This window comes from Planctomycetota bacterium (assembly GCA_039182125.1).
Taxonomy (GTDB): Bacteria; Planctomycetota; Phycisphaerae; order Tepidisphaerales; family Tepidisphaeraceae; genus JBCDCH01.
The window spans coordinates 58,465-74,023 of record JBCDCH010000010.1; the positions used below are offsets into that span (position 1 = coordinate 58,465).

Annotated in this window: 14 protein-coding genes; 8 read left to right on the forward strand and 6 right to left on the reverse strand. The window is 65.1% G+C overall.

Features of this window, described 5'->3' with window-relative positions; all coding sequences use genetic code 11:
* Positions 1–109: 109 nt before the first annotated feature.
* The 3 genes from AAGD32_04355 to AAGD32_04365 form a co-directional block, all read right to left on the reverse strand.
* Complete coding sequence (locus AAGD32_04355; protein MEM8873472.1) at positions 110–1,210, reverse strand: sigma 54-interacting transcriptional regulator; 1,101 nt, start codon at positions 1,208–1,210, stop codon at positions 110–112.
* A gap of 356 nt (positions 1,211–1,566) precedes the next feature.
* Positions 1,567–2,589: a hypothetical protein gene (locus tag AAGD32_04360; protein MEM8873473.1), complete on the reverse strand. Its 1,023-nt coding sequence runs from the start codon at positions 2,587–2,589 to the stop codon at positions 1,567–1,569.
* 103 nt (positions 2,590–2,692) lie between these two features.
* A complete protein-coding gene (locus AAGD32_04365) occupies positions 2,693–3,091 on the reverse strand; it encodes a hypothetical protein (GenBank protein MEM8873474.1) in 399 nt (132 codons plus the stop codon).
* Between the two features lie 163 nt (positions 3,092–3,254).
* Here AAGD32_04365 and AAGD32_04370 point away from each other — a divergent pair, with 163 nt between their 5' ends.
* The 5 genes from AAGD32_04370 (at position 3,255) to rpsD (ending at position 6,850) form a co-directional block, all read left to right on the forward strand.
* The gene (locus tag AAGD32_04370) at positions 3,255–3,986 is read left to right on the forward strand and encodes a PIG-L family deacetylase (protein MEM8873475.1); all 732 of its coding nucleotides are present in this window, start codon (positions 3,255–3,257) and stop codon (positions 3,984–3,986) included.
* A gap of 71 nt (positions 3,987–4,057) precedes the next feature.
* Positions 4,058–4,384 carry a four helix bundle protein gene (locus AAGD32_04375; protein MEM8873476.1) on the forward strand — a complete coding sequence of 109 codons (327 nt, stop codon included), beginning with the start codon at positions 4,058–4,060 and terminating at the stop codon, positions 4,382–4,384.
* A 186-nt stretch (positions 4,385–4,570) separates the two neighbouring features.
* Complete coding sequence (locus tag AAGD32_04380; protein ID MEM8873477.1) at positions 4,571–4,915, forward strand: DUF5658 family protein; 345 nt, start codon at positions 4,571–4,573, stop codon at positions 4,913–4,915.
* Between the two features lie 20 nt (positions 4,916–4,935).
* The gene (locus AAGD32_04385; GenBank protein ID MEM8873478.1) at positions 4,936–6,060 is read left to right on the forward strand and encodes a Gfo/Idh/MocA family oxidoreductase; all 1,125 of its coding nucleotides are present in this window, start codon (positions 4,936–4,938) and stop codon (positions 6,058–6,060) included.
* Positions 6,061–6,253: 193 nt separating this feature from the next.
* Positions 6,254–6,850: a 30S ribosomal protein S4 gene (rpsD, locus tag AAGD32_04390; protein ID MEM8873479.1), complete on the forward strand. Its 597-nt coding sequence runs from the start codon at positions 6,254–6,256 to the stop codon at positions 6,848–6,850.
* A gap of 77 nt (positions 6,851–6,927) precedes the next feature.
* Here the strand turns inward: rpsD and AAGD32_04395 are convergent, their stop codons facing one another.
* Positions 6,928–11,814 (reverse strand): FHA domain-containing protein, encoded by a 4,887-nt coding sequence (locus tag AAGD32_04395; GenBank protein MEM8873480.1) that lies wholly within the window; start codon positions 11,812–11,814, stop codon positions 6,928–6,930.
* 728 nt (positions 11,815–12,542) lie between these two features.
* A complete protein-coding gene (locus tag AAGD32_04400; protein MEM8873481.1) occupies positions 12,543–13,124 on the reverse strand; it encodes a methyltransferase domain-containing protein in 582 nt (193 codons plus the stop codon).
* 22 nt (positions 13,125–13,146) lie between these two features.
* Here AAGD32_04400 and AAGD32_04405 point away from each other — a divergent pair, with 22 nt between their 5' ends.
* The 3 genes from AAGD32_04405 (at position 13,147) to AAGD32_04415 (ending at position 15,092) form a co-directional block, all read left to right on the forward strand.
* Positions 13,147–13,383: a hypothetical protein gene (locus AAGD32_04405; GenBank protein ID MEM8873482.1), complete on the forward strand. Its 237-nt coding sequence runs from the start codon at positions 13,147–13,149 to the stop codon at positions 13,381–13,383.
* A gap of 61 nt (positions 13,384–13,444) precedes the next feature.
* Positions 13,445–14,188 (forward strand): tetratricopeptide repeat protein, encoded by a 744-nt coding sequence (locus AAGD32_04410; protein MEM8873483.1) that lies wholly within the window; start codon positions 13,445–13,447, stop codon positions 14,186–14,188.
* 13 nt (positions 14,189–14,201) lie between these two features.
* Positions 14,202–15,092, forward strand: coding sequence for a hypothetical protein (locus tag AAGD32_04415; protein ID MEM8873484.1), 891 nt, complete (start codon positions 14,202–14,204; stop codon positions 15,090–15,092).
* Positions 15,093–15,101: 9 nt separating this feature from the next.
* On the opposite strand, the gene AAGD32_04420 is transcribed toward AAGD32_04415, so the two are convergent.
* On the reverse strand, positions 15,102–15,559 hold a 458-nt coding region (locus AAGD32_04420; GenBank protein MEM8873485.1), incomplete at its 5' end, for a TolC family protein.

Consider the following 15,559-nt stretch of genomic DNA (forward strand, 5'->3'; position numbering starts at 1 on the left):
CAGTTCACCAGATGTGTCTTCCGGAGCGGCCTCGGGTCGTGCGATGCCATGGATGGCCCAGCACGATCCGGGGCCGGAGATGTGCGCCGTGGCGGCAAGAGCCGCCGAGTCAGCGTGAAGCGATCACGACACCGAGCTTCCGCATGCGACGGGTGAGCTTTTGCACATGCACGCCCAGCAGCCGCGCGGCGGCGGTCTTGTTCCCGGCCGTCTGCTCGAGGGCGCGCTCAATTGCCCGGCGTTCGAGCGCGTCGAGGTTGAACTCGGTTTCGATCCGGGCGTGCGTCTCGTCGGCGAACTGCGTCGGTAAGTCCGCCCGTGTCACTGTCGGGCCGGCCATCACGTGGAGGTATTCGGCCACGTTGGCGACCTCGCGGACGTTGCCCGACCAGCGGTGCCCTAGTAGCGCCGCCGTCGCGTCAGCGTCGACCCACTTGACCGGCTCATCGTACAAAGCCGCCTGACTGGCCAAAAAGTGATTGACCAGCGGCATGATGTCTTCGCGCCGCTCACGCAACGGAGGGATGTCGAGCGTGATCACGTTGAGCCGGAAATATAGGTCTTCGCGGAACTCGCCGCGTTTGACCATGGCCGGCAAATCGCGGTGGGTGGCGCAGACGAGCCGGACATCGACCGGGTGAGCGGTGGTCGAGCCGACGGGCGTGACGCTGCGATCCTGGATGGCTCGCAGGAGCTTGGCTTGGTGCGCGGGCGAGAGTTCGCCGACCTCGTCGAGGAAAAGCGTACCCCCCTCGGCCGCGCGGAAGAAACCAACCGCGTCACGGACAGCCCCGGTGAAGGCACCACGGACGTGGCCGAACATCTGACTTTCGAACAGAGATTCTGTAAGGGTCGAGCAGTCGACAGCGACCATTGGCCCGTCGGAGCCATGGACTCCTCGGTCCGAAAGGTGGTGGATCGTGCGGGCGAAGAGTTCCTTGCCCACGCCTGTCTCGCCGAGGACCATGACCGTGGACCGGCGTGGGGCGACATTGCCGGCCACGCGGGCCAACTGGCGCAAGACCGTCGACTCGCCGACGAGGAGCGGAGCGTCGTCAGGTTTTGACGTGTCAGCGAGGGAGGGGGAGCGGAGGCGCTGGTCTTGAACGAATCCGTCGACGTGCTTTTCATCGACGACCCGCGAGGGGTCGTCGGCACACATCACGTCGCGTCGCACCACGCCCTCACGGGCGGAATGGCGGCCCGACATGTCGGAATCGGCCCTGACTGCGGCCATCGAACGCTCCCCTCTCCTTTCGCGGTGACGGTCAGGAGCATCCTCCTCACAGGTGCCCGGCCGACCGTCGTTAACTGGTTCGCCGCATGCGCGGCTTTCGTGGAATCTTGGCGCCCCATGTGCGACACCCGAGTTGCCCCGCCGCGGAACGTCCGCGACACCGGGCTTGGCCCGTTCGGGTACCCAGAGATACCCGTCGGGGTATAACAAATAACCGGAAGGGCGTCCTTGGGCAACGAAAATCCACACGATCGCCGCCTTTTTACGCGGTTTTTGGCCTAAATCGGGGAGGTGCCTAAATGTTCCGCAGTGCCGGTGGCCGCAACATGTCAATATCGGCCGAAACGCACCATCCTGTGGCCCGGCAGGTCGAGATCGCGCGCTTGTTGTGCAGCGGCGCGAACATGGGGATCGCTCGCTTCCTGGGCGAGGCGAAACACCTCCGCCTCGGCGGCGACCTGATCGGGCCGACGGGCCGCGTTGAAGCGGTGACGACCCAGCGTCAAGACCGATTCGATCCGCCAGACCGGTTCCTCTGACGCCTCGGCCAGCGCGATGTAGTCGCCGACATGGACGCCCGTCACCGCCGCGTCCTCGACGAGAAACACTTGTCGCATGGGTTCGAGCCGCTCGGCTTGCCAGGTCTGAAGGGCTTTGGCCACCGCACGCGGGACCGTCGAATCACCGCCGGCCGACTCACGGACACTGGCCAGACCCTCGGAAGCCTCCCGCATGAGCATCACTCCGTAATGCAGTTGCTCCTCGACGAGCCGTTGTTGGAAAAGGCGTCGGCCCAATAGGAACGCGGCCTCGTAGTCCGCTGTTGCCGCTTCGAGGTCGCCGCGGGTCTCGCGGAGCAGGCCGGCGTGCAACAGGGCCTTGCCAAGATTCTTGATCGCCCGTAGCTCTTGGCGGGTGTCGTTTCGCGGATACACCAGCACGGCGGCGGGATCGCGGAACAGGGTGAGCGATTCCCGGCCGGTGGCATCTCGCACCGTCGCGAGGATCGGCTCGACGCTCGCCGGGTCGGCCCGACCGCCCTGGCCGAGAAAGTCTTCGAGTAGGCCGGGACGTTCGACAACCTGGGCGGTGGCACCCGCGAGCAGGGCACCGCCGTCGCCGGGGGTCGTGGCCGGGACCATGCGGTCGAGTTGTTCGTCGCGGGCCGGGAGTTGAAGTCGTTCGAGGTTTGCCGGCTCGAGCGAGAGGGCCGTCCGCCCGGTGTTTCCGCCGCCAACGTAGGTCAGAGCCAACAGCGCGACGAGAGCGAGCAGCAGGAATGTCGCGATGATCCAGCCGTTGCGATTGCCCCAGATTGCCCACGACGGAAGGTCCAGGGCGGCGTCGGGCATGCGTGCGGAAGTTCGGGCGGCGCTCACGGCGAAACGCTATCCCGCGATTGCTCACCGCACAACCGTCCACGGCCCAACGGCCAGTCACGCAACCGAGTGCGGCCTACTCGTCGTCGAGGAACTCGTCATCTTCTTCGTCCTCGTCGAAGTCGTCCTCATCGTCGAAATCATCGTCTTCGTCGAAGTCGTCTTCGTCATCGAAGTCTTCGTCGAAGTCGTCATCCTCGTCGTCGAGGTCGTCGTCGTAGTCATCGTCGTCGTCGCCGAAAGCGACCGGGTCCGGAGGCAAGGCGGTGTCGGGATGATCCGAGCCGGCCATGAGCGCGACGGCGAAGCGTTGAAGACTCGCCTGCCCGCCATGCGCGGTCTCGGAGATGGCAAGCCCCTTGAGTTCAAGCAGCGTGGTGGCGAAATCGTCGGCGGTGGCCTGATCGGCCGCGGGCCCGTCGGTTGCCGGGCCGGTGTTCGTGGCGGAAGAACGGCGGGATGCATTGGGGGTCATGGCAAACTCGCAGGTCAGGGACGAATGGGAGGATCAAACGCGCACATCTCGGGCGACTCCGGCACAAAAGCCATCACCCACAAGCGTCGTTTAACGCTCGGCCGACCCGGCGTCAATACCTGATCGTCGGACAAACCGCGCCGACCCGCGACTAAGCTCGCTCATGCTCGACGCGTTGCACCTGGATGACTCGGTACGGAAGTTGCGTTTCTTGTGTCTTGCGCCCCACCCCGACGATGCCGAGCTCGGCATGGGCGGCACGCTCATCAAGCTCGCCAAGCAGGGGCATTACGTTCACATCTGCGAACTGACCAACGGCGAGCCCACGCCCAACGGCAGCGTCGAGATTCGCATGAAGGAAGCCGCCGCGGCCGCGAAGGTCATGGGCGTCGAGCGGACGATCCTCACGTTGAAAAATCGCGAGGTGACGCACGACATCCGCAGTCGGCACCTGATTGCCGCGGAGATCCGCAAGCACAAGCCGGACGTGCTGTTCATCCCGTACTACCCCGACGCTCACCCGGATCACCGTGCCGCCCATCATCTCGGCTACGACGCCCGCTTCGACGCCAAGCTGACCAAGAGCGACATCCCCGGCGAGCCGCACCACCCGGCCCGCGTGATCCAGTACTACTGCACGCATCTCAAGAAGGCGTTCGACCCGACGTTCTGCATCGACGTGAGCGACACGTTCGAGCAGAAGATCGAGGCGTGCAACTGCTACGAAAGCCAAGGCGTCGGCAAGGAGGGCGGGCTCGGCGACTACGTCCGCACCCTGCACGGCTACTTCGGCGGCCGGCTGGGCGTGAAGTACGCGGAGCCTTTCTTCACGGACGAGGTCTTGGGATTCAGCGGACTGGCGGAGTTGGTGTGCGTGCCGGGGCAGGGGGGGTGAAAACCCGAATGACGAGTTCCCGAATGACGAATGAAACCTGAAATCCGAATGACGAAAGTTCCAAGCGGGATCTGGAGGAACGGACTGCTCGTTTTGGCGAGGACGTGATTCGGTTTGCGCGGACGATTCCGAAGGATGAGGTGACTCGGTCTTTGATCGACCAGCTTGTGCGTGCCGGGACGAGTGTCGGGGCGAACTACTGCGAGGCTGACGACGCCGACAGTCGGAAGGACTTCAAGTTCAAGATCGGCCTCTGCCGCCGCGAGTCGAAAGAGTCGCGTCATTGGCTTCGAATGGTCGTCGCCGCCATCCCGGAACTTCGAGAGCCAGCCGCCAAACTCTGGCAGGAAGCCAAGGAACTGAACCTCATCTTCGGAGCCATCCGCCGCAAGCTCTGAGTCCCTTCGGATTTCGACCTTCGGATTTCCTTCGTCATTCTGGAATTCGTCATTCGGCTTTGTTATCAACCCGCCCCCGCATCCGACCGATGCGCTCATCCGGACGCTCCACTCTTACCTGGCGATCGCCGGGAGGTCCGTATGACTTGGGTTTCTTCGGCCGTTTCCGGCCGCGACATTCTGGACGTGGCTCGCACCCACCTGCCCGAGCAGGACCGGCCCATCCGCGTGATGGCCTTGGCCGTCTGTCTTTGGGTACTTGCCGCGGCGGACTTGCACCTCACGCTTTGGGCAGAAACCTACACGGTTTTCGTCGAGCTCAACCCGCTGGCGGCACTCATGCTCGACCGTGACGCGATCGAACTGCTCGTGGCGTTCAAGGTCACAGCGACGCTGCTGGGCACGGGGATCTTCATGTGGTTCCGCACCGACCACCGCGGCGAGATCGCGGCGTGGTTCGGGTTTGCCGTCTACTTCGGGCTCGCGGTGCATTGGTCGAACTACACGTACCTCGCGACGGGCATTCACTGATCCGCTATGGTGCGGCGGGCATGATCGAAGCGAGGAACTTTCGAGACCAGCCGCTGCGGGTGGCGATCGTCGGGGCGGGGCGGGTGGCGCGGTACCACGCCGGTGCCGTGCGCACCGTCGGCCGCAAGGCCCGCCTGGTCGGCGTCGCCGACACCACGCCCGGCAAGGCCCAGGCCCTCATCGACGAACACGCCGGCCCCGAGGTCCCTGCCTTCGAAGACGCCGAGCACCTGCTGTCTGAAACCCGGCCCGAGCTAGTGTGCGTCTGCACGCCGCCGGGCAATCACGCGGCAACCGCGCTGCTCGCGCTTCGGCATGGCGCGTGGGCGTTCGTGGAGAAGCCGTTGTGTGAGTCGCTCGCGCAGGTGGATCAACTCGCCGCCGCCGAGGAAGAGACCGGCAATCGTGTCGTCGGCGTGCAGCAGTGGCGCGCCGGTTCGGGGGCGAAGTTGGTCAAGCGGTTCATGGACGAAGGCGTCTTCGGCCGGGCGCTGGCAGTCGTGGCCAACACGCTCTGGTACCGCGATGACGCGTACTACGCGGTCGACTGGCGTGGCAAGTGGGCCACCGAGGTCGGCGGCACCACCGTCGGCCACGGCATCCACACGCTCGACCTGATGCTCGCGTTGATGGGGCCTTGGTCGGAGGTGCGGGCGCTGGCGGCGACGGTGGCGCGCAAGATCGAGGTCGAGGACGTGAGTGCCGCGACGGTGAGGTTCGAGAACGGCGCGCTCGCGTCGGTGATGAACAGCGCCCTCTCGCCGCGGCAGGAGAGCTACCTGCGTCTCGATTGTGCCCACGCGACCGTCGAGCTTCGGCACTTCACGTTTTACAAGAACGACGATTGGTCGGTCACGCCCGTCGAGGGCCACGAGGAGATCGCGCGGCGTTGGAAACGCGAGATCGGCGACGACGTGCCTCCGACACAGGGGAGCCAGCTGGCCGACGTGATCCACGCAATCGAGTCCGGCGACGAGCCGGCAACCAACCTCGCCGAAATCCGCCGCACGATCGAGTTCGTCACCGCGCTGTACAAAAGCGCCGCGACGGGCGAGCCGGTCACCGCCGGCTCGATCGGCGTGGACGACCCCTGGTACCAACACGTCGGCGGCATGGCCGCTTTAGCGGCCATGGGCCCAAAATGACGAAATCCGACATCCGAAGCCTCGCCATTCGGCCTTCGGATTTCTTTCGTCACTCGGGAATTCGTCATTCGTCATTCCTATCCTGCCGACCCGCTCGGGATGCCTCCAACCATCCCCGGCGACGTGCCCCCGCGTAAGTCGTCCCCTGTGAACCGGGGCTGGGACGCCGCGACTGTTGAAGAAAGGATCCCCCATGGCCCGTTACACCGGCCCGAAAGTTCGTCTCTCCCGCCGCGTCGGCGTCCCGATCGCCGACCTGCCCAAGCACACCACCAAAGAGCTCCAGCTCCCCGGCCAGCACGGCTACCGCGGCCGACGCTCGACCGAGTACGGAGTGCGCCTCATCGAGAAGCAGAAGCTGCGTTACCACTACGGCATGCTCGAGAAGCAGTTCCGCCGCTTCCTCGACATGGCCCGTAACCAAAAGGGCAACGCCGCGAGCAACTTCGTCCAGCTGCTCGAGCGTCGGTTGGACAACGTCGTCCGCCGCATGGGCGTGGCCCGCTCGATCTGGGAAGCCCAGCAGATGGTCGCCCACGGCCACGTGCTCGTGAACGGCAAGAAGGTCGACATCAAGAGCTTCCTCGTCGAACCCGGCATGGAGCTGACCTTCAAGCCCAAGGCTCACCCGCGTGCCCGTGAGAACATGGAAAGCCTCGCCGGCCACGAAACCCCGCCGTGGATCGAGTTCAACCCCGCCGAGCTCAAGGCGAAGGTGCAGGCCTTGCCCGCGATGGAAGACGTTCCGTTCGAAGTGAACATGAACCTCATCATCGAGTTCTATCGCTAAACCAGGCCGCTACGCGGTTCAAAAGAAAAGCCCACGCATGATCGCGTGGGCTTTTCCTTTGGCCGGTCTTGGCGTTGTCACGATTTGCGTAGCTCGTTGCCGGCGAACGCCAGCCCAAGGACGACACAAAGCAACGACGCGCCGAGCGCGAACAACGGCCGACGGTCCGCGCTGGGATTGGTGCGGGTGATGATCGGCTCCTGCGGGACGATCGCGGTGTTGATCTGCTGACGCTTCACGCTCTCAGTGACCTGAACGGTTTGGAGTTGACTTTCGAGTTGCCGGCGGCGGTTTTCGAGTTCGATGAGCCGGCGACGGTTGGTGTCGGAGCGAGCGATCATCGCCTGCGCGTCGGTGAAGGCGCCGGTCGCGAGGGCGGAGCGTTCTCCACTGGCCTCGGCGGCAGCGCGGGCGGCGATCAGATCCTGTTTGATCGAGGCGATTTGCTTGGTACGGGCAGCGGCTGCTTCGCTGGTGTTGGCCGCCCATTCCTCGGCGAGTTGTTCGCGTCGTTGCTTGATCTGTTGTTCGAGCGCGCTGGCATCCTTTTCGAGCTTCGTGAGTTGAGCGACGGCGTCGGCGCCGTCCTCGCCGACGACGCCCGCGAACTGTCGCCGCGCTTCGGCGACTTCGTCGAGTTGGCGTGTGAGTTGTTCGGCGATCGCCCGTTGTGCCGCGGGCAACTGTTCGAGTGTGGGCAGTTGCGTGAGCAGCGTTTCTTCCATCCGTGCGAGCTGGGTTTCGATGAACTCGCGGTCTTCCTTGAGTTCCTGCTCGGTGAGCGTGATCTGTTTGCGTAGTGACTCGGCGGCGGCGATCAGTGCAGGATCGTCGCCGAGGCGGGTGATCTGGGCCGCAAGCAGTCCCTCGAGAATCTCGATGTCCTGTCTCATCCGGTCGGCTTCGTCGTCAAGGCCGGCCGCTTCGGCATTGTTGAGCTTCCGCTCGGCCATCTGAAGCTGCTGGGTGATGTCCTTGAGCACCGGATCGTCGCTGAACCGCTCGTCACGATCGCGCGCGATGTTGTCCTGGAGGGCACGCTGGGTTTCGAGGAGCCGGGTGAGGTTCTTTTCTTGCCGGCTCACCAGACGTTCGGTGAGTTGACGGCTTTCCTGGATCAAGGTCTGGGCGGTTTGGATGAACGACGCTAGTGCCGGCTCGATCTCGCGTTGTTTGCTTGCGGCAGCCAGGGCCTGCTCGAACTTCGACATCGCACTGTCGAGCGCCTGTTGTTCATCGACACCGACCCCACCGGCCGCCGCCCGCCCGCGCAGCACGTCCATGCTTCGGCGTAGCTCGGTGAGCTTCTCGGTCATCTGCGAGAGCATCTCGTCAGGCGGCATGTCCCCGACGGGCGAGTCGCCGCTCTGGCGTTTTTGATCGAGTTCGAGTTGGCGTAGTTCCTTTTCCAGCCGCTCGACGATGCCGATGTCGCGATTGAACTGCTGCTTGGCGATGTCCATCTCGTCGGCGAGCGTTTGCAGCCGTTGAGGCGAGGGGATCTGATTGATCGCCGCCTCGGTCTCGGCACGGCTGCGTTCGTTTTCGCGCAACGCCGTTTCGTAACGGGCAATCTCCTTGAGATAGCGGCTGTACTCGTCGTTGTAGTCCCGGGCCTGGTCGATGAGCGGGGCGTTGAGTTCGTAGAGCGCGTTGAGCACGGCGGTGAGTCGCGCCTGTGCGAGTGTGCCGCCCGGGCCGGTGTGTTCGACGAGCAGAACTTCGGGATTGTCGTTCTCGAAATCGGCGTCGAGGGCGGCGGAGTACGTCGCGGGCGAACCGAGGAAGCCGGGATCGGCATCGCGGTCGATGTCGTTGTCCCGGCGGAACAGATCGAGAGCGACTTTCCGCGTTTGGTCGTCGTAAAGCAGTTCGATCTGCCGACGCTGCGTCGGGTCTTGCTCGGCTCCGAGGTTGTTGAGATTCGTGAACTCGATCTTGCCGACGACCTGACTCTCGATCGGTACGAAGTGATACACGGCCAACGGCGCACCCACCGCGAGCAGCAGCGCGAGCGCGACACCGAGCAGCGCGCGTCGGAGGCGGTTGCGTGACGAGCCGGCGGTCGGTTGCGTGGGCTTGAGAAATTCGTCGGACGACTCCACCGCATCGGCCGGTGTCGGCTCCGGCGGCGCGTCGGGCGCGGTGATCGGCTCGGAAGCGAACGGGGACGACGGGGCCACCGGCTGCGGTTTCGGCAGCGTGTCGGTCGACCGTTGGCCGGGCGGACTCGTGGGGACGACGACGTTGGGCAACTGCCCCGGCAGTGGCGTCGGCCGAGGTCGTTCGTCGGTCGGTGTCTCGGCGACCGGTTCCTCGATGGGCGTCGCATCACTGGTCGGCGTATCGGTCCGGCCGAAGACATCATCCCGCAACAGACTCGCGTTGATGTCCTCGAATCCCGGCGGCGGGCCGTCAAAACCGACGACGGTCTCGCGGTCCTTGGCGGGGCGTTCGGTCTCGCGCGGCGCGGCGATTGGTGGTGCATCATCGGCCGGCTTGAGGTCGGCTGGTTCTACGTTGGCCGGTTCGGCGTCGGTGGGCTCGTCGAAATCCAGATCCGCGCCAAGGTCGTCGGCTAACCCCGACGTGAGGTCGCCGGCCAGATCGTCAATCGGCTTGAGCGTGGGCGGCTCGACATCGTCGAACGTCAGTTCTTCTTCCCCGATCAACTCCGACGGGGCATCCGGATCAATCCGCGACGGATCGTCTTCCCGCGAGACGATCGTCACACCCGGCGGCGGTTCGAGCTCATCGGTGGCTTCGAGTTCGCCGTCGAAGTCGTCGCGCGGCTCTTCCTCGACAGGCGGTTCGGCCGTGCTGGCCTCATCTTCGCCCATCGCGAACGGCGTCATCGGCGCGTCATCGGTGAGGTCGTCGACCGGCTCGTCGAGATCGAGCAGGGATGTTGCGTCTTCAGCGGCGTCTTCAGCGGCGTCTTCGGCCAGATCTTCGATGACCGGCTCGGCTTCATCGGTCGGCGGTTCCGGTGTTAGTTCCTCGTCTTGATCTTCGACCGCCGGTGGCTCGACGGCGGGGGTGTCGAGTTGCAGGTTGAGCGTTCGGACCGGTTCGTCCTCGAACTCCGCCGGCTCGAACGACTCGATGAACTGGACGCCGGACAGGTCGATGCCGGCCGGTTCTTCGTCGAACGTATCACTCTCGGGAGCTTCCTCGACATCGGGGGCCTCGGCCGTGGGCTCCGCGATGACGTCCTCGATCGGGACAGCCGGTTCGTCGACGACTTCATCGATCAACTCGGTGTCCGGGAATTCCTCGACGTCCGGTGCGTCGTCGGCGACTTCCTGAGCCGGTGGGACCGTCTCGGTGATGGCTGCCGTGTCATCGGACGATTCGGTCCGTGGCTCGTCTTCTTCGGCGGTGGCCTCGCCCAGGACGGATTCGTCGGCGACGTGCTCCTCGGCAGCGGGTTCGTCAATCTCGGCAGCCGGAGACTCGTCCGTTACCGGTTCTTCAGCAACGGCTTCCTCAACGGCTGCTTCGTCGCTCTCGGCAACGAGAGAAGCGTCTTCGGCCGGCTCTTCGGCGACGGGTTCCTCGACGGCAGGCTCGTCGATTTCGGCGGCCAGAGGCTCGTCAGCCGTTTCGTCCGCGATCGACTGCTCGGCGGAAAGCTCATCGACAACGGGTTCATTGACCTCGGTGGCGACCGGCCCATCGACCGTCTCATCTTCGGCCGGCGCTTCGGCGACGGTTTCCTCGACAACAGGTTCGTCGACTTCGGCAACCAGTGGCTCGCTGTCCGGCTCGGCGGCGGGCTGCTCCGCAACGGCTTCTTCGGTGGCGCTTGCCTCGGTGGCCGGCTCGCTGTCGCTCGGCTCGGACGCAGGTTCATCGACAGGAATATCCTCGACGACGCTTTCGTCGATGGCGGCGGCTTCGTCGGGCACCGGCTCGTCGACTTCGTCCGGCGGCGCTCCAGCAACAACCGACCCGTCGGCAGGGGTTTCGTCGATCCCCCCGGCCGGCTCAGGTTCGATCGTGTCGAGAAGATCGTCTTCATCGACCTCGCCGGCCATCGAACGCCAGCCGCCCCGGTTGAGCGTGCCCAGCGAATCGTCGGCCGATGGTTCCGGTTCGTCGATCGGAGTCGTCGGCTCCGGCTCATCAACGGTGGCCGCCTCCTCGGTCGGCTCGACAATGGCCGTGTCGCCCGCAGGTTCCTGTTCGAGATCGACCGGTTCCGCGGCGGCGGGTTCTTCGGCGATCGGTGCTTCGTCGACGGGCGGTTCGCCTTCGAGCTCCAGATCGAAATCGTCGTCGACGATCGGTTCATCGACCGGTGTTTCGACGGCCGGCGCCTCGGCCACGGGGGCTGCCATGGCGGCCGCGGCGGGCGGTGCCGGTGCATCGTGATCGCTGCGATAAGTAAAGACCGAGTCGCCGATGACCAGCGTGTCGCCGGGGTCGAGGTGCTTGTCGCGGACGAGTTGGCCGTTACGGATGGTGCCGGTCCGGCTGCCGAGATCGCGGACCCGGCGTCGGCCGTCGCATTCGTAAACGACCGCGTGTGCGGTCGAGACATCGTCGTCGCTCAGGACGATGTCGGATTCGAGCCGCTTACCGATCAGGGTGACGCGGTTTTCGAGTTCGGGGGAGTCGGATCCGTCGGCCGATTCGAGGGTGCCGGCCGGGGCGTCGTCGAGTTCCTTGAGGCCCGCGCGCTTGTCGCGGAACTTGAAGGTGAACTTCCCGATCTTGATGATGTCGCGGTGCTTGAGCCGGGCACCGAGGATGTCCTGGCCGTTGACTTGTGTGCCGGCTCGGCTTGCGAGGTCACGGACGTAGCAGCCAGATGCCTCGACGACGATCAGGGCATGGGCGCGACTGACGGTGGAGGACTTGAGCCGAATGGACGCGGTGGAGCGCGACCCGAGTAGCACGCTGTGGCGGTGCAGGGTGATCGGCGCGGCCCCCTCGTGCTTGCCGATCGGGACAAGCATGGGTTTCTCGGCCCGTGATCGTTTGCGTGCGGCGTCGGTTTGGCGGGATTTCGGCTCGGGCATCGGGTCCGCGTGTTGGATCGGGTCGCGCTGGAAAAAACAGGGGGCGGCCTAGGCGTAGTTTAGCAGAGCCCGCGATTTATCTTATTGGAGCGTGCCCCGAAAGTAAGTCTTACGCCGGTGATGCCGACAGGGTCGATAATGTCGTCCCTGACGCGGTGGTTGCGAAACAATTTGGACGGCTGTCGAACCGGTCGGCCCGACGCTGCGTATCAGCAGGTCGTGTCAGTGGACGTTTTCCGGGATTCAGTTGATTTGGGTGTTTGTCCCGGACGGAATGCGCCGATACGTTGACGTGGCTCAGGGAGGGCATTGGCAACCGAATAGACGACCGGCAAAGCCGCGGCCGCCTGTGAAGGGCGGCTAACCAACGGGAGACCATGTTGGTGAACCCTTAGGACACCCTCAGGGCGCGGACGGCGCGACGGCGTGCATGCCCGGTGGCAGTCGGAGAGCGATGGACGTGAATCCTACCGCCGTGACCCGACGGAGGCCCGTTTCGACGGGCAGTCACCACACGGGAAGCTAACCGACGCGACACAACGGATCCGCACCCACCTGCGTTTGCAGAGGGTTCGTCCGACAGCTCCCCGCGGCTTTGCCGGCTCGTCTTTGAATCAACGCACCCGCGCCGGTTTCGGCGCGGGTGTTGTCTTGCAGGGCCGGGTTTACATGTCGATGTGGATCAGCCGAACGTTGTCGCTGACCGGTTGAACGTCGCACGCACATACGGCGAGGAAAGCCTCGGCGCTTTGCCGATGCGGGTCGGCCAGGACTGCTCGGCCGCCATGTCGTTCGATGAATTTCGCCAACGCTTCGGCGATCTCCCGTTCGTACAGCACATCGCCGCCGAGGATCCAGTCGAACGTTTCGTCCGTCGGCGGGTCGGTGAAGTCCATGACCAACCCCCGGCCGCCGGTGTTGTGGGCGGCAAGTTCGACCGCGTCCGGCTCGATGTCGGCGACCGTCACGACCCCGCCGGCCTTCGCCGCTGCCGCGCCGACCAAACCCATGCCGCAGCCGAGGTCGAGCACCGATTGACCGGGCCGAACGTTGGCCAAAGCCCATCGTGCCAGCGCGATCCCGCTTGGCCAGACGCTCGCCCAGTATGGAAGCGTCGCCGGCTCTCCATCCCGCTCGGCTTCGACCGCCGCATCAAGCACCGCGTCCGGGTCCGCCACCACGTCGAGTGCCACCGTTGTGTCGCCCAACTCGAACTCGCGCCGTTGCAGCGGCCACTTCCATTTCATCGGGGCACGGTATGATGTCGGCATGACTCGCGTTCTGTTCCGCAATGTCGCACTCGTTGCCCTGATCATTACGATCGGCCTCGCCGTTCCCGGTTGCGGCAGCAACAAGCTCGAGACCGGCTACCGCATTCGCCCGCTCAAGGCGTCGGAGGCTGAGCAGCGTGCGTTCTACGCCGGGCCGTTTACGCCCGAAGCACGCGCCGCCCAGGTCGAAGCGTTCCGCGGCGAAGACGCGCGACGTCGTCGGCCCGGACAGTAGTTCCAAGTGCGACCGATCGCGTAACTCGGGCTGTTGGCATTGACCTCGCTATCATGTGGGCGTGACCTCCGCCGCGTACTCCAGCCCCGACGACGCCAACCGGTATCCGCGGTTGGCGTCCGACGCGGCGGTCGAACCCCATGTATTTCTCGAGGCGGTCGCGCCGCACCTGGAAACCCGTGACGTCGACGCGCTGGCCAAGCGGCTCAACGAGTTCGGCGGGTCGTCGCGGATCATCCCGCTGCTGGATTGTTCCGACACCGACGTCTGCAAAGTTGCCGCGCTGTCGCTCGGACTCGTCGGATGCAAGGCATGCATTCCGGCGCTGACCAACATGCTCAAGAATCCCGATGCGATGGCCAACCAGATGGCCGAGCACGCGCTGTGGAGCATCTGGTTCCGCGGGGGCAACGAAGAATCCAACCAGGCCGTCGCACAGGGCGCGGTCGCGCTCAACCAGAAGAGTTTGGACGAAGCGGCCGGACATTTTTCCCACGCGATCATGCTCGATGGCGACTTTGCCGAGGCGTACAACCAGCGATCGATCGTGCGTTACCTGCAGGAACGTTTCGGCGATTCGATGGCCGACGCAGAGCGTGCGACGGAACTCATGCCCGAGCATTTCGGTGCCTGGGCCGGCCTCGGTCACTGCCACGCCCATCGCGGCGCAATCGCCGAAGCCGTTCGGTGTTACCGGGAAGCACTCGCGATCAACCCACACCTGGATTGCGTTCGCGAGTTGGTTTCGGAGTTGGAGGATTGTCCCGACGAGCCGGAGCAGGATCCGTTCGGTGACGTGACGTAGAGAGTTCACGCCCATGCCTGATCGCCTCGATATTGCCGTGCAACGGACGCGCCGCCGGCTCTGGGTGCGGTCAGTTGCGCGCACTGCCGCCGTGGGCGTCGTGGGTGGCACGGTGCCGTTGGTCGTCATGGCACTGGGGGGCATCGATGTTGCGGGGTTGCCGATCACGACACTGGGGTTGTCCGTGCTGGCGTGGTGTGGTGCGATCGCATGGTGGCAGTTTCGTCACGGCCGTGTACCGAGCGACGTCGCCGTCATCTGGCTCGATCGTGCGTTGGGCGGGCGTGATTTGTTGCCCAGTGCGTGGCACGCCGAGGGCGATGCCGAGGAGCATTTGCGTGCCCAAGCCAACGGAAGACTCGCAGGTGTCGCCGCGTTGCCCCGGCCCGCTTGGCCCGTTAGGGCGATGAGCCTGGCGTTGGTGGCGGTGATGCTCCTCGTCACCGTCGTGTTGCTGCGTCCTGTTCGGCCGGCCAATCCGCAAACCGTCGCCGACGGAGGTAGTACGGGTGACACCGACGAGGTTTTCGCCCGACCGCCAAGGGCCGAACCGCCATCGGCCTCCACGCTGACGCAGCCGATGGAGGAGTCCGAATCGGACGCGCGTGACGGCGCATCGGCCATCGGCGAGCTGAGCGGCAACGTGCCCGCTATCGGCGACAACGCTGCCGAGACCGACACGCTCAATGTCACCACGCCGAAGCGTGAGAACAAGCCGGCGACCGCGGACGGCGAAACCGGCACCGGCGGCAACGCGGTCGGTGACGGGACGAATCTTGCCGACGGCAACGCCGGTGCCGACCCGGCTACGCCAAGCCCGACCGATGCTGACGCTGACGGCGACGACAGCGCATCGCCTTTGCCGCCTCATCTACGGGACCTGATCGACGCGTACTACCGCTGAACCCGGGCTCTACTGCAAAGCCGTCCCCAACAAGCCCGCCTCCGGATCGACCCGCAGCGTGCCGGTGTCGCGTAGCAATTGCAGGAGCTGAATCCGCAGGCTGGCGTTGGCGCTATCGAGGCTTTCCTGTGCGCTGAGCAGGGCGTCCTGGGCGTCGACGATGTCCTCGGTGTCGACGCTCGCGACACCCAGGCGGAGCGACTCGTTGGCGAACTCCAACCGTTGCCGGGCGACTTCGAGGGACTGCTGTTGAATCCGCACGGTGAGCCGGGCGTTTTTCAGATTGCGGAGTGAGCTACGCACATCGGCGACGACGACGTCGGTGAGTTCTTCGACGGCCCGCTTGGCCCGTTCGAGGCGGATGAGCGAAGCGCGATAGACGTTGCGTTCGGGCAACTGGTCGACGGGCAGGTCGAGATTGAGGCCCACGCCGTACCTGGCGGAGTCGCCGCTGATCTCGGCGGCCG

Bases quoted from the DNA above. Each gene is read 5' to 3' on its own strand.
- rpsD (MEM8873479.1), top strand. From the start codon at position 6,254: ATGGCCCGTTACACCGGCCCGAAAGTTCGTCTCTCCCGCCGCGTCGGC.
- AAGD32_04405 (MEM8873482.1), top strand. From the start codon at position 13,147: ATGACTCGCGTTCTGTTCCGCAATGTCGCACTCGTTGCCCTGATCATT.
- AAGD32_04360 (MEM8873473.1), bottom strand. From the start codon at position 2,589: ATGCCCGACGCCGCCCTGGACCTTCCGTCGTGGGCAATCTGGGGCAAT.
- AAGD32_04385 (MEM8873478.1), top strand. From the start codon at position 4,936: ATGATCGAAGCGAGGAACTTTCGAGACCAGCCGCTGCGGGTGGCGATC.
- AAGD32_04415 (MEM8873484.1), top strand. From the start codon at position 14,202: ATGCCTGATCGCCTCGATATTGCCGTGCAACGGACGCGCCGCCGGCTC.
- AAGD32_04370 (MEM8873475.1), top strand. From the start codon at position 3,255: ATGCTCGACGCGTTGCACCTGGATGACTCGGTACGGAAGTTGCGTTTC.
- AAGD32_04395 (MEM8873480.1), bottom strand. From the start codon at position 11,814: ATGCTTGTCCCGATCGGCAAGCACGAGGGGGCCGCGCCGATCACCCTG.
- AAGD32_04400 (MEM8873481.1), bottom strand. From the start codon at position 13,124: ATGAAATGGAAGTGGCCGCTGCAACGGCGCGAGTTCGAGTTGGGCGAC.
- AAGD32_04365 (MEM8873474.1), bottom strand. From the start codon at position 3,091: ATGACCCCCAATGCATCCCGCCGTTCTTCCGCCACGAACACCGGCCCG.
- AAGD32_04355 (MEM8873472.1), bottom strand. From the start codon at position 1,210: ATGTCGGGCCGCCATTCCGCCCGTGAGGGCGTGGTGCGACGCGACGTG.